9 protein-coding genes are annotated in these 14594 nt (G+C 51.3%); 2 read left to right on the top strand and 7 right to left on the bottom strand.

Annotated elements, in window-relative coordinates; all coding sequences use genetic code 11:
* Positions 1 to 100 precede the first annotated feature (100 nt).
* Positions 101 to 748, bottom strand: a complete 648-nt coding sequence (locus J0A65_RS17785; protein ID WP_206595693.1) for a TetR/AcrR family transcriptional regulator — start codon at positions 746 to 748, stop codon at positions 101 to 103.
* A gap of 209 nt (positions 749 to 957) precedes the next feature.
* On the opposite strand from J0A65_RS17785, the gene J0A65_RS17790 reads away from it, so the two are divergent.
* Entirely contained in the window at positions 958 to 3285 is a 2328-nt protein-coding gene (locus tag J0A65_RS17790; protein WP_206595694.1) for a TonB-dependent receptor, read from the top strand.
* Here J0A65_RS17790 and J0A65_RS17795 read toward each other — a convergent pair.
* The 3 genes from J0A65_RS17795 to J0A65_RS17805 are packed head-to-tail and all read right to left on the bottom strand — an operon-like array spanning position 3257 to position 7006.
* Positions 3257 to 4930 (bottom strand): acyl-CoA dehydrogenase family protein, encoded by a 1674-nt coding sequence (locus J0A65_RS17795; RefSeq protein WP_206595695.1) that lies wholly within the window; start codon positions 4928 to 4930, stop codon positions 3257 to 3259. The two genes, J0A65_RS17790 and J0A65_RS17795, sit on opposite strands and share 29 nt — an antisense overlap.
* Positions 4931 to 4989: 59 nt before the next feature.
* Complete coding sequence (locus tag J0A65_RS17800; RefSeq protein ID WP_206595696.1) at positions 4990 to 5295, bottom strand: Mpo1-like protein; 306 nt, start codon at positions 5293 to 5295, stop codon at positions 4990 to 4992.
* Between the two features lie 31 nt (positions 5296 to 5326).
* Entirely contained in the window at positions 5327 to 7006 is a 1680-nt protein-coding gene (locus J0A65_RS17805; RefSeq protein WP_206595697.1) for a methyl-accepting chemotaxis protein, read from the bottom strand.
* A gap of 583 nt (positions 7007 to 7589) precedes the next feature.
* Here J0A65_RS17805 and J0A65_RS17810 point away from each other — a divergent pair.
* Positions 7590 to 10490, top strand: coding sequence for a TonB-dependent receptor (locus J0A65_RS17810; RefSeq protein WP_206595698.1), 2901 nt, complete (start codon positions 7590 to 7592; stop codon positions 10488 to 10490).
* Positions 10491 to 10704: 214 nt separating this feature from the next.
* Here the strand turns inward: J0A65_RS17810 and J0A65_RS17815 are convergent, their stop codons facing one another.
* Genes J0A65_RS17815 through J0A65_RS17825 form a run of 3 tightly spaced genes read right to left on the bottom strand, consistent with a single transcriptional unit; the run spans position 10705 to position 14409 of the window.
* The gene (locus tag J0A65_RS17815) at positions 10705 to 11700 is read right to left on the bottom strand and encodes a LacI family DNA-binding transcriptional regulator (protein ID WP_206595699.1); all 996 of its coding nucleotides are present in this window, start codon (positions 11698 to 11700) and stop codon (positions 10705 to 10707) included.
* Positions 11701 to 11718: 18 nt separating this feature from the next.
* Positions 11719 to 13041: a glycoside-pentoside-hexuronide (GPH):cation symporter gene (locus tag J0A65_RS17820; RefSeq protein WP_206595700.1), complete on the bottom strand. Its 1323-nt coding sequence runs from the start codon at positions 13039 to 13041 to the stop codon at positions 11719 to 11721.
* A gap of 6 nt (positions 13042 to 13047) precedes the next feature.
* The gene (locus tag J0A65_RS17825; RefSeq protein ID WP_206595701.1) at positions 13048 to 14409 is read right to left on the bottom strand and encodes a GH1 family beta-glucosidase; all 1362 of its coding nucleotides are present in this window, start codon (positions 14407 to 14409) and stop codon (positions 13048 to 13050) included.
* Positions 14410 to 14594: the final 185 nt, after the last annotated feature.

Here is a 14594-nt window from a genome sequence, read left to right on the forward strand (position 1 = left end):
GTTAGACTACCTGCGGGTTGAGCGAACTTGCCCGGATAGACACCGGGATTGGCGGCTGCCTGGGTATCAGAGCCAATACATTCGTGCAGTATGGGCAAAGCTAGGACTGCGCAGTAAACAAGCTGCTAAACAAGCGCTTCAGGCACTGATAAACAAATTCAGCATCAAATTCACGTCCGCCGTTGGCATGGGCAAACTCCATCTGGCTGATGGCCGCGAGAATCAAATGCGCATCCTGCCAGGGCATGCTGCTGCCAAAACGCAGACACACAGATTCAATCATCTTTAACTGCATCTGAGTAAAGGCCTGAATTTTCGCAGCCAGCGGCTCAGCCACATTAAAGGCATACACAAAGTGGCTTTCCACCCCCAACTCGCGGCGCCGCTGCGTGACCCCGGCTTGGATATGCTGGGTCAGAAAGTCTGCCAACTGGCTGGTCAGCCCGTCCAGTTGTGCCGCCGACAACGAGCCATCCGGTAACTGACATTGCTGATCAATGTTGGCTCTGACCTTGTCACGATAGGGCTGAGTTTGTTCGACAAAGCGGTCAAAGGCCGCCTCAATCAGATTATCGAGGGAACCGAAATAGTAGCTGGTGAGGGACAAGCGCACCTCAGCACGGCTGGCAATAGTGCGATGTGACAGCGCTGCCAGGCCACCTTCGGCAATCAAATCCAGCGCGGCTTCGAGGATTTTGCCCCGGGTGATCTCACTTTTTACCGTTTTCTTGTCCACCGTGCCGGTCATCCCGTCTCCCCGTTTCACCAAATACAAAAGTCCGACGTTATCCAAGCCCTATGGGGCAGTCAAGCCGCTTTCACTAGCAAAGCGCACAGACACAAAGCAACAAATTCATTACAAAGCATTGACAATTCTCGCCATCGGAAATTAAATTGGACGAGTGTCCAATTTAATTAAACCGACCAACAAGGCCGGGCGCACGCAGGAGAATTCCCATGTACCTTAATTCGAAGCTCAGTGCTTTGGCGCTATCCACCAGCTTAGCCCTCACCTCAGCCTGGGCTCAGGAAGCGCCACCGGCCGAAGACAGTGGTTTGGAAGTCATCATGGTGTCGGCGCAAAAACGCAGCCAAAGCGTGAAAGAGGTGCCGATTTCCATCACCGCTATCCCGGCGCAGAAACTTATCGACAACAACCTCAGCACCGCAGAACAGCTATCCAGCAGCATTGCCAACTTCTCGGTGGGTCAGACCGGCCAGGGCTTTGCCATCAATATGCGCGGCCTGGGATCGGGGTCGAATCAGGGTTTTGAGCAAACCGTAGGAACTTATGTGGACGGGATTTACCGCGGTCGGGCCCAACTAATGCGCAGTAGCTTTCTGGATGTTGAACGTATTGAGGTGCTACGCGGCCCCCAGAGCACCTTGTTTGGTAAAAACACCACCGCCGGTGCCCTGAATATCCTCACCGCCAAACCCACCGATGACTTACGTGGCTATCTGCATGGTGCCTATGAACTGGACAATGGGTACAGCCTGGAAGGCGCGGTGGGCAATGCCCTGACGGATAATTTGCAGGGCCGCGTGGCACTGAAATTGATTAATGAAGACGGCTTTTTGCATAACAGCCTGATGGGCCGCGATGAAGTGGCCCGTAACAGCCTGTTAGGGCGTGTATCCCTGGCCTGGCAACCGGCCGACGATGTGGACGTCCTGCTACGTTACCAGTTTGACCGTGAAGATTCTGACGGTGTGCGAAATGCCCAGCCGGTAGCCGAGCCTATCTACTTAAACGGCGGAGCCCAGTTGCCAGATTATTTTGGCGATCCCCGCCAGTATGTACTGGACGATGTAACGCAAAAAGGCTTACGAGAACTGGGGGAAGACGAAGGCACAGACTATCAGGCTGACCATCTGACGTTGGATGTACAGTGGCAGTTGGGAGAGCTGAGTCTGACCTCAGTAACCGGCTGGCAACGTTATGATTTGGCCCTGACCAGTGACGGTGATGACAGCCCGGTGCCGCTGGTGTATCGCCAGTACAACGACGAAGAATACCGCCAGCTCAGCCAGGAATTACGCTTAACCTCCGACTGGCAGGGTGCCTTTAACTTTATCGCCGGCGCTTACTACCAAGAGACCGAACTGGATTTTGCCGAGGCCTATCGCATCTATCCGCTGAATGCATTGGGGCCGCGGGACTACCAGAATGACTCAGACACTTGGGCCTTGTTCAGCCAGTTGGACTTCAGCTTTAGCGACCACTGGCAGGCTACGCTTGGCCTACGCTATTCCCAGGAAGACAAGCAAGCTTCCCGCACCCTGACACTGGTAGAGTTATCCACTGGGGAAATCCTTGCCGAGCAGGACATAGTCAATGTACCGGACATGCTGCAAGCCATGGGACTACCAGCCCAGTTGCCGCCGGAAATCTACCTGGGGATCCTCGCCAGCGAACTGCAACTAGAACAGCATGCGGTAAGTGGCGAACGCACCGAGAAAGCCTTTTCGCCAGCCCTGAACATTAAGTACAAGTTTGGCGGCGGTATGCTGTACGGCGCGGTATCCACCGGCACCAAAGCAGGTGGTTTTGATGCCAGGGCCAATGTGGCCAGAGACTGGGAATTTGAAGACGAGTCGGTCCTCGCCTACGAACTGGGGGCCAAATTGACCTTGGATGATGGCAGTGCTGATCTGAATCTGGCCCTGTTCAATATGGAATTTGAAGATTTGCAAACCTCGACCTTTGATGGCACTGCCGGTTTCTTTGTAGAAAACGGCGGTAAGTCCACCAGTCGCGGCGTTGAACTAGATGGCCGCTGGCAGTTTGCCGACAACTGGCGTTTATCCGGTAACCTCGCCTGGCTGGATTTCAGTTGGGATGAATTCAAAGGTGCGAAATGCTTCTACAGCCTGATGTATACCCCGGATAATGTTGAAGCCGATGGGCAATCTTGCGATATGTCCGGCAAAACCGGGGCCTTTGCGCCCAAATGGTCCGGTTCACTGGATTTGGATTACCTGATGGAAATCGGTGACGGTCTGGAGCTTAAAGTGAATCTGCAAAGCCAATTTAAGTCCATGCATTACACCAACTATGATCTCAACCCTTTTACCGCACAAAGCGGCTACGGTAAGTTGAATCTGCGCGTCGCATTAGCCGACTATGCCAATGGTTGGTCGGTGGCAGTGCTGGGCAAAAACCTCACAGACAAAAATACCATCAACTATTCCACCGATATGTCTTTTGGTCCGGTAGGCATGTACAGCGTGTACACCGAACAAGGACGCAGCGTTACCCTGCAGTTCGGTTATCAATTCTAACCAACAAACGCTCGACAATAGCCTGGGTATTAATCCCTTCGGGTAGGCAGCCAAATTGCAGGCTGCTCTGCCCAAGGCGGGCGCGTACAAAAGCCTCAGCAATCCAACCTTCACCATGCAGCAGCAGGGTGGCAGCCTGCCAGCACAGTGCCAGATGCTGCAGAATATGGCGGGCAGCGTATTCAAGGCTTTCTGTTTGTACCAGCATGGCCAGGGTTTGCTCTAAACGGCGATCATACAAAGGATGCCGGCCTCTGGCCGCTTCAAGCTCTGCTATCAACGCATTCAGACAGTCAGACTCCCGCGATAACACCCGCAGTAAATCCAGACACTGCACATTGCCCGAACCTTCCCAGATGGAATTCACCGGCGCTTCCCGGTACAAACGGTTGCAGACATTTTCATCCACATAACCAACGCCGCCAACACATTCCATGGCTTCAAAGGTTTGCAGTACGGCCCGTTTACAGACCCAGTATTTACCGATGCCCGTGGCACAGCGCACCAACGCTGCCTGCTGTGCATCCTGCATATTATCCAGCGCATGGGCAATACGCATACTGATGGCCAGGCTGGCTTCCGCTTCCAGGGCCAAATCCGCCAGCACGTTGAGCATCAGTGGTTGCAAATGCAGCGGCCGGCCAAAGGCACTGCGACCGGCCGTATGCCAGATGGCTTCCTTGGCCGCCTGCGCCATCAGAGCCGACGAGCCAATCATGCAGTCATAGCGAGTTAGCGCCACCATCTGGATAATGGTGGCCACGCCGCGTCCTTGCTCTCCCACCAGCCAGCCATGAGCGCCGCGCAGTTCAATTTCGGCACTGGCGTTGGATCTGTTGCCCAGTTTGTTTTTAAGACGTTGAATGTGAATTGGGTTTTTGCTGCCATCTTCCCGCCAGCGCGGCACCAAAAAGCATGAAAGCTGATCCTCCACTTTTGCCAGCATTAAAAAGCCATCGCACATGGGGGCCGAGCAGAACCATTTATGACCAAGCAGGCTGTATAGCTGCCCAGCGCCAGGCTGACCGACAGGCACCGCCACCGTGGTATTGGCCCGCACATCAGAACCGCCCTGTTTCTCGGTCATGGCCATACCTATAGTCAGACCGACTTTTTCATACCAGGGCTTATTGCTCCCATCATAATGGCCGGACAGAATGCCAGGTAACCAACAACTCGCCACGTCGGGTTGCGTTTGAATAGCTGGCACACTGGCAAAGGTCATGGTTAAGGGGCAGCCCGAACCAGGATCAGCGTGATTATGCAGATAGGCCAGGGCCGCCCTGGCCACATGCGTACCGGGCTCCTGCATGGTCCAGGGTAAATGGGTGTGGCCAGCGGTAATGGCCGCCTGCATAAGTTGGTGATAGGCAGGATGGTAATCAACCTGGTCGATACGGTGCCCAAAACGATCGTGGGGGAGAAATTCCGGAATGTGTTTATTGGCCTGGAAACCCGCTTGCAATAATTCATGACCGACCTGATGACCGAATTCCATAAGCCTGGGTTCAGCCCACTTTGCACCAAAGACCCGCAGCCAATATTGCAACATGCGGTCACCGTGGAAGGCATTGTAGTTTTCAAGCGGCGGAGGTTGGTTAAAAACCTGGTGGGTAGAAGCAATGGCATGAGTCAATTCCGTCATTTCGCCTCCTTATGGCCAAAGCTCAGTCAAGCCAGCGTTTCACCCACTTGTGTGCAGGCTTAGCATTTTAACCGGCCAATCAGTATGTCCTTAAACATCACCCAGTCTCCAATCAGGCTGTACAGCGGATACTTAAAAGTCGCAGGCTTATTGTGTTCAAAAAAGAAGTGCCCTACCCAGGCGAACCCGTAGCCCGCAATCGGCATAAACCATAAGGCCCAATAATTGGCGCTGGACAAACTATAGAACAAAATTCCTAACACTAACCATGAGCCAATAAAATGCAACCGTCGACAAACAGGATGACGGTGCTCCTTTAAATAATAAGGATAAAACTCACGAAAGCTGTGGAACTCTGTTTTCATGTCTTTTCCGGGCATATTCTGTTCTGGCTGATCAAAATCTCAGTCTAAACCGGTTTACTTCCTCAGTCAGCGTCCTGGCAATGGACAGCAGCTCTTCGGATGACGCAGAAACCGAACGGCTTTGTTGATTAGCTTCTTCGGCACCATCACGCACTATGATTAACCGTTCAGCAATGTCATCCGACACTTTTGCCTGTTGCTCAGAAGCGGTCGCAATCGACAGGTTCATATCGTTGATATTCTTGACCAGGGCCTGTATGTCCGTGAGCAGTTCCCCAACTTTCTGAGAGTTCTGCACTGCCAACCTAGCGTTCTCATCGCTACTTTTAATGCGGTTTGAAACTGATTCAGTAACCGACTGCAATACATTGATCTTACTTTGAATTTCTGTAGTCGACTGCTGAGTTCGCTGAGCCAGGGTGCGAACTTCGTCAGCCACAACGGCAAACCCCCGCCCCTGGTCACCGGCCCGTGCGGCTTCGATAGCGGCATTGAGGGCCAACAGGTTGGTTTGCTCTGCAATGTTATTGATCACGTCCAGAATCGCGGCCATATCCTGAACCGAGCCCTGCAGTTCATGCAGCCCTTGGGTGGCAGTCTGCAACACCTGTGATACCTGCTCAACCGACGCGACACTTTGCTGAACGGTCAATTGGCCACTGTTAGTCATGTCGTCAGCCCGACTTGCCGAGTCAGCCGCCTCACTGCAATTTTGCGCAACCTCTTTTACCGCGTTGGAATTTTCGTATACCGAAGTGGAGATCATCTCTATAGCATTATTCTGACTGCTGCTTAAATTTGCAGACTGGCGGGCGATGTCACTCAGCACCACAGACGCCTTATTGGCTTGCTCTGCCTGGTCACGAATTTTACTCAGCAGCTCACTGAGTTTATCTATCATCAGGTTAAAAGCCGATGCCAGCTGAGCCAACTCGTCAGTGCCTGGCATGCTAATCTGCTCAGTGAGATCTCCCTTGGCTATCAGCAAAGCCTTAGCAATCAGAGAGTGACTGGTCCTGATAACCCGTTTTTCCAGCCACCAGTAACAAAGGATCAGCATAATAATGATCACCAATACAGCTGCAACACTCATAAAGCTGTATCTGTCAGCACTTTTCTGGGTCTCTTCCAAAGCCTGGCGAGAAGAAACCGCAATAGCCTCGATAAACTTATCAACAGGCGCCTTTATTTTGTCAGTTTCGTTTTCATAGGCCTGGTTATGCACCATATCCACGGCTTTAAGCCAGCTCAACCGTTCTTGCTCAGTTAAGTCACTAATATTTTTATGCTTAAAAGGCGCGACCAGATCAAAGGCCGCCACTTCGGTGTTGACCAAGGCCATGGACAGCTCATTGGATTGCTCCAGATAAGCTAAATCACTACTATCAATGCCTAATTCGCGTAAACGCTCCAGATAGCCAGTGGCTCTGCCATCTTCCCATCTAGCATTACCCTGAATCTGCTCCACCAACAGGTTGTAGGCATCCAGATATTTCTCTTCAAGCGTAACCACATAATGGCGGGCCAAAAGCGTAAGGGTTGCGGAGTTGGTAGCGGACAGCTTGGCCAAATGGCTTGATTGGTAACGAAATTCGGCCGCGTTAAAGCTGTCAGTCAGGTTTTGTTTCAGCAATAAAACAATCAATAAGAGTAGAGCGGCCACCCCTATTGTCACACCAAAGGCAAGTCTGAGAAGATTCTTAATGGTCATATCATTGTTCCGGCGAATTAACAGACTGAAATTGCGGTTCAGAATCCTTCCCTTCCAGCTAGAGCGAACTTGCTGGACCGCAATAAAAAGCATGAGAATCAATAAGTAAAGATAGCAGCTTTTTATTAAAGCAATAGCACATCGACGAAGCTTTACGCAGCCAGTCGGCTTCTATAAAACTCAACTTTGGGCAGGAAAGATTGGTACCTAAAAGCCCAGCTTACAGCACCCCAAACATTTAACATTTCAAAAACACTTGCATCACAAATCAAAACGAACTAACTTAATGAAAGCGCTTACATGCCTACAGAAACAGTTAAGATGCATCATTCCATCACTAAGAAAAACTGTCCCAGGCCTTGTTGTGCAAGTGTATAGGTCAGCATTACTGCATTTAAGTAACCTGGCACAAACCTTATGCCCAAAGGTTAACGAGATGTTACACTTGCCATTAACAGTCAGCGCATAATTACTTTGGGCCGGCGGCGCCACGCAATTCAGGTCAGGCGCTTTTTTCTGACCAGAAATTGTAAGCGCTTACAAAACAAAATGATTCGATGTCATTGGTTACATCGGGGGACACATGAAAAGCAACACATTCAATAAAACCCGGCTGGCGACCTGCTTGTCGTTAATTTTGGGGGCAACGTTGTCCCCAGCCTTTGCTCAGGACGCGGTTCAGGGTGCTGAAGAAGTAGAAGTCATTCAGGTTTCAGGGATTCGCAGTAGCCAGATCCGCGCCATGGACGTTAAACGCAGCAGTGATGGGGTAGTAGATGCCATTTCGGCGGAAGACATAGGTAAGTTTCCCGACACTAACCTGGCTGAATCATTACAGCGTATTACGGGTGTATCTATCGACCGCCAAAATGGTGAAGGCAGTAAAGTCACAGTAAGGGGCTTTGGCCCTGATTTTAACCTGGTTTTGCTGAATAACAGGGTGATGCCTACCGCCCAGGTATCTGGTGAGTCAACCCGCTCCTTCGAGTTTGCCAATCTGGCATCTGACAGTGTCAGCGCTGTGGAAATTTACAAAACCGGAAAAGCCGATGTGGCGTCCGGTGGTATCGGTTCGACCATAAATATTCAAACAGCGCGTCCATTGAGCAGCAAATCCATGGTCGCCAGCTTCGGTGTTAAAGCCCACCACGACACCAGTGTCGAATCTGGTGACAATCTGACGCCGGAGATCTCCGGCATTGTCAGCAACACCTTTATGGACAATAAACTGGGGTTAGGCTTGTCGGCCTCCTATCAAAAGCGTGACAGCAACGTCAAACGCGCCACCATAGACGGCTGGCGACAAAACATTCACGGCGACCTTAACCCCAATGCGGTGGTGGAAGACAACAACAAGAACCCCTACGGCAATACCTTCTATGCCAGGAACGTGGGTTTTGCCACCGAAGATATTGAGCGAGAGCGCGCCAATGCGCAATTTGTGGTGCAATACGCCCCAGTCGAGAATCTCGAAATTACCGCCGACTACACATACTCACAACTGGAAGATGTGTCCAGTACCGATACCTGGGGTTTATGGTTTTCCGGCCCTGGCAACGCCACCTCTGCGCATATCAATGAAAACGGTACGTTTGACCGGGTCACCGAGGTTGATGGGGACTACTCTGGCACCATGAATCAAAATGCCAGTAAGAATCGCAACACCTCTCTGGGCCTGAATATCGATTGGCAAGCCAGCGAGCAGCTTAGCTTCAGTCTTGATATGCATGACTCCGAAGCGGTATCAGAAGGCGGCCTGGACAATTATGCCGATAATATCTTCTTCATCCTCGGTGCCTTAAACGTCTCAGATAAAACTTACGACGCCACCTCAACAGATATCCCTTTACTGGGTGCCAATTACGCCAATCTGAATCCGGCCGGTGAACCCCACCTGCTGCCAGAACATTATGCGTCATTGTTTGCAGGTGTCAGAGCCGGGCGTAATGAAACAGATGTTCAGCAAACCCAGTTTGATGGTAGCTGGGTAAACCCCAATGACAGTGCCCTGGCATCCATTGATTTTGGTTTGTCATACCTGTCAATGCAGACTCATGCACAAGCTAGCTATACAGGTCCTATCAGTGCAGGCTGGTATGGAAATATGGGCCTGTGGAAAGACGATGTACAGTTTGTGGGGCTGGGTTCAGATTTTCTATCAGACTTCAGCGGCGGTGGTAGTGAGATGTTAATTCCTTACTACTACAGCTACGACCAAGCGGCTGCCATGCAAAAAGCCGAAGGCTTGTATGACGTAGAATATGTTGCAGCCCCTTGGCAGGATGACCACAACATCGAGGAAAAAACCAAAGCGGTGTATATCCAGGCCAATATCCAGAGTGAGCTTTACGATATGCCATTGGATGTAGTCGCAGGTTTGCGTTATGAGCAAACCGACGTCACGGCTAGCAGCATGCAACAAGAAGCCCAACAGGTGGTATGGCTGAACCCAACAGAGTGGCAGACGCTGTTCTCCGATGATTTTACCTTCAGCCATGAAACGCACGACTACAGTGAGCTTCTGCCAAGTTTGGATTTGCGTTTGGAACTACGTGAAGATCTCATCACCCGTGTCTCATACAGCAAAACCATTACCCGTCCTACTCTGGGCTCTATGCGGGCAACCACCTCACTGACGCCAATTCCTAAAGTCGGCTCTCGTACTGGTTTTGCCGGAAACCCAGCCCTTAAACCATATAGTTCAGACAATATCGATCTCTCGGTTGAGTACTATTACGACGATGCCAGTTATCTTTCTGTGGGTTGGTTTAACAAGGACGTAGAAAACTTCCTGATGAACACCATCTCCACTGAGCAGTATGACCATCTGCGTGACCCCTTTATGGGACCCGCCGCCGAGCAAGCGCGGGCGGAGCTGATCGCCAACAACCAAACCCCCAGTGATGAAGCAGTTTTTCAATGGTTACTGGATAACGGTTATGGCAACGATGAGAACCGGGTTGTCCAGTCAGACAATGACCCTGTTGCCACCTGGAATATCAGCAAGCCTAATAACGTGGAAGATCTCAGCATTCGTGGCTGGGAGTTGGCCTGGCAGCATTGGTTGTGGGATACCGGCCTGGGCTTTAGCCTCAACTACACTAAGGTCAACGGAGATACCGAATACGATGTGCAGCGTACCGACGAGCAGTTTGCCCTACCGGGTTTGAGCGACTCGGCCAACTTCGCGGTGTTCTATGAAGATGAACGCTGGCAGGCACGTTTGGCCTACAACTGGCGGGATGACTTCTTGTCCGATATGGGTCAGGCGGAAGCCGGCGGCCCAGCCCCGCAGTTCACAGAAGCCTATGGTCAGTTGGACCTGAGTGTCAGCTACCAGGTTAATGAGGAGCTGGTAGTGTTCTTCGAAGGTATCAACATACTCGAGCAGGAAAAACGCGTGCATGGCCGCTTCCAGGAGCAGATGCTGCTGGCGCAGCAAAATGATGCCCGCTATGCCCTGGGCTTACGTTATACCTTCTAACCGCTCGCTTCCCCCACCTTATTGGTGAACATAGCTAGAGGCACCCTTTACGGGTGCCTTTTTTGTATTACCCAAACTGCGTTGGCATGCCATGGCCGTTCCAACAAAAAGTTGAAGGTAGATAAAGCTGTCGGGATGGCCTCAAAACACAGGGGCGGGAGATGGGTGGCGTACCTGTGCGGTGTGACCTAGGGTACTCAAGCAATCAAGGGAATTAACGACGGCTTACAGAATCACGCAATACCAGGCTAGGTTCAAACAGGTTTTGTACCTTGAGTTTATCGTCCTGATAAATGTGCTTACGCACCCAGCGGGCGGCCATGCGGCCCATTTCACCGGCGGGGAAATCAATAGTACTTAAATGCGGGAAGGTGTAACGGGATATAATCACATTATCGAAACCCATAATGGACACATCCGCCGGGATATCCAGTTGATGATCGCGGGCGCAATTCATGGCGCCGCAGGCCATCTCGTCATTGGCGCACACCACGGCACTAAAGGGTTGCTTGTGCTTTAGCAACTGTTCCATGGCAGCCACCCCGCCGGCTTCATGAAAGTCTCCTTCCACAAACAAGCCCTCGTCAAAGGCTCTGCCAGCTTCCTGTAAGGCTCGCTTGTGGCCCGCCAGACGCTCGCGCACATCCAGTTTAAACAAGGGGCCGGAAATATAAGCGATTTGCTGATGCCCCAGGTCCAGCATGGCTTTTGTAGCCAGATAGCCACCCAATTCGTTGTTAAGGCAAATACAGTTTTCATCCATGCCGGCCACATGACGGTTTAACACCACCACCGGCGTCTGCTTATTCAGTTCCAACAAATACTCATCAGACACCGCGTCAACATGCAGGATCAGCGCATCGCACTTGCGGCTAATAAGGAATTCAATGGCGTCTTTTTCGCTTTCAACATCACTGTGGCCAGCGGCAATAATCACGTGTTTGCCCACCGAGCGCAGTTCGTTCTCCACGCCACTCATCATTTCACCAAAGAAAGGACCATGCACTTCAGACACCAGCATGCCGACGCTATTCGAGCAGTTTGACGCCAGTGACTGGGCAATAGAATTGGGTCGATAGTTAAGCTCCTGCATGGCTTGCAGCACTTTATTGCGGGTAGCTTCCCCAACCTTGGCGCTGCCGTTCATTACCCGGGAGACAGTAGCCAGTGAGACACCGGCCCGTTCAGAAACTTGGTAAATGGTTGCCATGCTAACTCTATTGCACTCCTAGCGGCTTTCTATCGCTACTCTGACTTTTTCGACTTCCTGAGTGCCGAGTTTATAGAACTTCATGACCAGCGCCACTATTAAAAAGGCCAGCGCCGGCAGCCAGGTGAAGGATAACAAAATCCCCTGCAGGGTATCGGCGGATTGCGCCTGGTCAGGCTGGTAGCCATAAAACGCCAGTAACCATCCGGCCATAGCACCACCAATCGCCAATCCCATTTTGATGAAAAACACCACTGAGGAATACGTCATACCGGTAATGCGTATGCCGCTGCGATACTGGCCGTAGTCGACTACATCGGCCATTTTGGCCCATAACAAAGGCGTGCCCATTTGCAATATAAAGCACCACAGCACATAGATAATAAAGGCCAGTAACGTTTGCTCTGGGCCGATAAAGTAGCTGACCACACACAGCAGTGCCGCAATCACTTGAATCGCCATATAAGCTTTGACCTTGCACACTCTGGCCGCCAGCCACTGGGCGACGGCACAGCCAGCAATATTGCCCAGCATACCCAAGGTCACAAATAAGGTAATCAGATCTTCGCGCCCCAAATAATACTTCACGTAGTAAATGGCCAGGGTATTGCGTAGCACCATACCCACCAGCACAAACAGCGCTGCCAGGCTCAGAATACGCCATTGATCATTGTGCCAAAGGGATGCCATATCCTGCCAGAAACTGGATTTTTGCTCGGCGGGCGGAAACACTCTTTCCTTGGTTCCGGCAAAACACAGCCAAAACATAATAACCCCGAGCACACTCATGGCCGCGATGGTCATTTGATAGCCTTTGGCTTTATCTCCAGCGCCAAAGAAATCCACCAACGGCAACGTGCAGGCGGTTACCAACAAGCCACCTAACATACCAAACACAAATCGATAAGATTGCACCGACACCCGCTCGGTGGGATTAGCAGTCAACACCCCACCGAGGGCCGAGTAAGGGATATTAATCGCCGTATAGGCCAACATCAGTAAACCGTAAGTAACGAAGGCATACACCGCCTTGCCGTCCGGACTGAGATCGGGTGTGGTAAAAGCCAGTACGCTGATAATGCCGAAGGGCACCGCCAGCCATAACAGATAAGGACGAAATTTACCGTGTCGGGTGTTGGTCCTGTCATTAATGGCCCCCATTAGCGGGTCGGTTACGGCATCAAAGATACGCACCACTAAGAACAGGGTACCGACCAGCGCCGGAGACAAGCCGAAAATGTCCGTATAAAAGAAGGACAGAAACAGCATCACCGATTGAAAGACAATATTACTGGCGGTATCGCCAAGTCCGTAAGCAACCTTCTCCCGTACCGACAGCATCAGTTTTTACTCCCCGCTCAATACCCTGGAAGGACGGCGATTAAGCATGTCCCGGTAGGCCAGACCGCTGGCTTTAACAATACGCTGCTGACTGGCGTAATCCACATACACCAAACCGAAACGCTTGAGGTAGCCTTCAGCCCATTCAAAGTTATCCATCAGGCTCCAGGCAAAATAACCGCGAATATCCACGCCCTGCTCGGCCGCCTCATTCACCGCATTAATATGACTGTGCAAATACGCCAGCCGGTCCCAGTCATTAACCTGACCGTCTTTCAACTCATCCACCATTGCCGCACCATTCTCGGTAATGTAAACCGGCGGCAGGTCGTACTGCTGGTGGTAAGCAAGTAACAGATTTTTTAATCCCTGCGGATAAATCTCCCAACCCATATCGGTCAATGGTAGCGACTTTTCCTGTCCGCCTCGAAACAGTTCGTGCTGGTCGGCGGAATAAATCTCACGGGTATAATAGTTGATGCCCAGGTAATCCAGTGGGTGAGCAATCACTTGCATGTCACCTTCTTCAATCACAGGACGCTCATCAGCAGGCAGAGCATGAATTAAGTCAGGATAGCGGCCTTCCATGACCGGACGCAAATACCAGTGGTTAAAGTACTGATCGGCATTCTGTGCGGCCTGAATATCTTCTGCCGAGTTGGTTTTTGCATAGCAAGGGCTGAAGTTCAGTACGATACCGTTTTGTGCGTGCGGGGCATTTTTTGCCAGCACCTGCATAGCCAATCCATGGGCAAGCAATAAATGATGGGCTGCCTGTTTGCCCCAGGCTTTATTTTTATGCCCAGGGGCATGCACACCAATTTCATAGCCAAGATAGGCACTGCAGTATGGCTCGTTCAGCGTGGCATAAGAATAGACCCGCTCACCAAAGGTTCGAGATACCAAATCAGCATATTCACGAAATTGGTAGGCGGTTTGGCGATTTAACCAGCCCCCTTTATCTTCAAGGTGCTGAGGTAAATCCCAATGGTAGAGGGTAACAAAGGCCTTAATCCCCAAAGCATTCAGCTTGTCTAACAAGCGCAGATAAAAGTCCAAGCCTTGCTGATTGGGGCTGCCGTCTTCATGCATCACTCTGGGCCAAGACACCGAGAAACGATAGGCATCCACCCCCATGGCATGGATAAGCTCAATATCCTGCAACCAGTGTTCAACATGCTGGCAGGCTTGCAGACCATTTGAGCCGTCGCGGATCTTACCGGGAGTGGCACAAAAGGTATCCCAGATACAGGGCAAACGGCTTTGTGCCGCGCCTTCGATCTGGAACGCGGCTGTGGCCACCCCAAAAAGAAAATCCGGACTTAGCAGCGGTGCGCCATGGGGCAGTTCAATGCGTTTGTTATTCAAGGTGTTATCCAATCAGCTCTGGGTTTTAACATTCAATTAACGACAGTACGCCCGGGCATCTAAATTTGCTTTACACCAGCTATGTGTTGCGCAAGGGATTCAGTGATGCTAATAATGTAAGCGCTTTCACAAATGTTAAACCCTTGTAACTGGCCGGTCAATGTAAAACGTTACCAGCCCTCAGC

Origin of the sequence: Bowmanella yangjiangensis (genome assembly GCF_017255015.1) — a bacterium.
GTDB lineage: Bacteria > Pseudomonadota > Gammaproteobacteria > Enterobacterales > Alteromonadaceae > Bowmanella > Bowmanella yangjiangensis.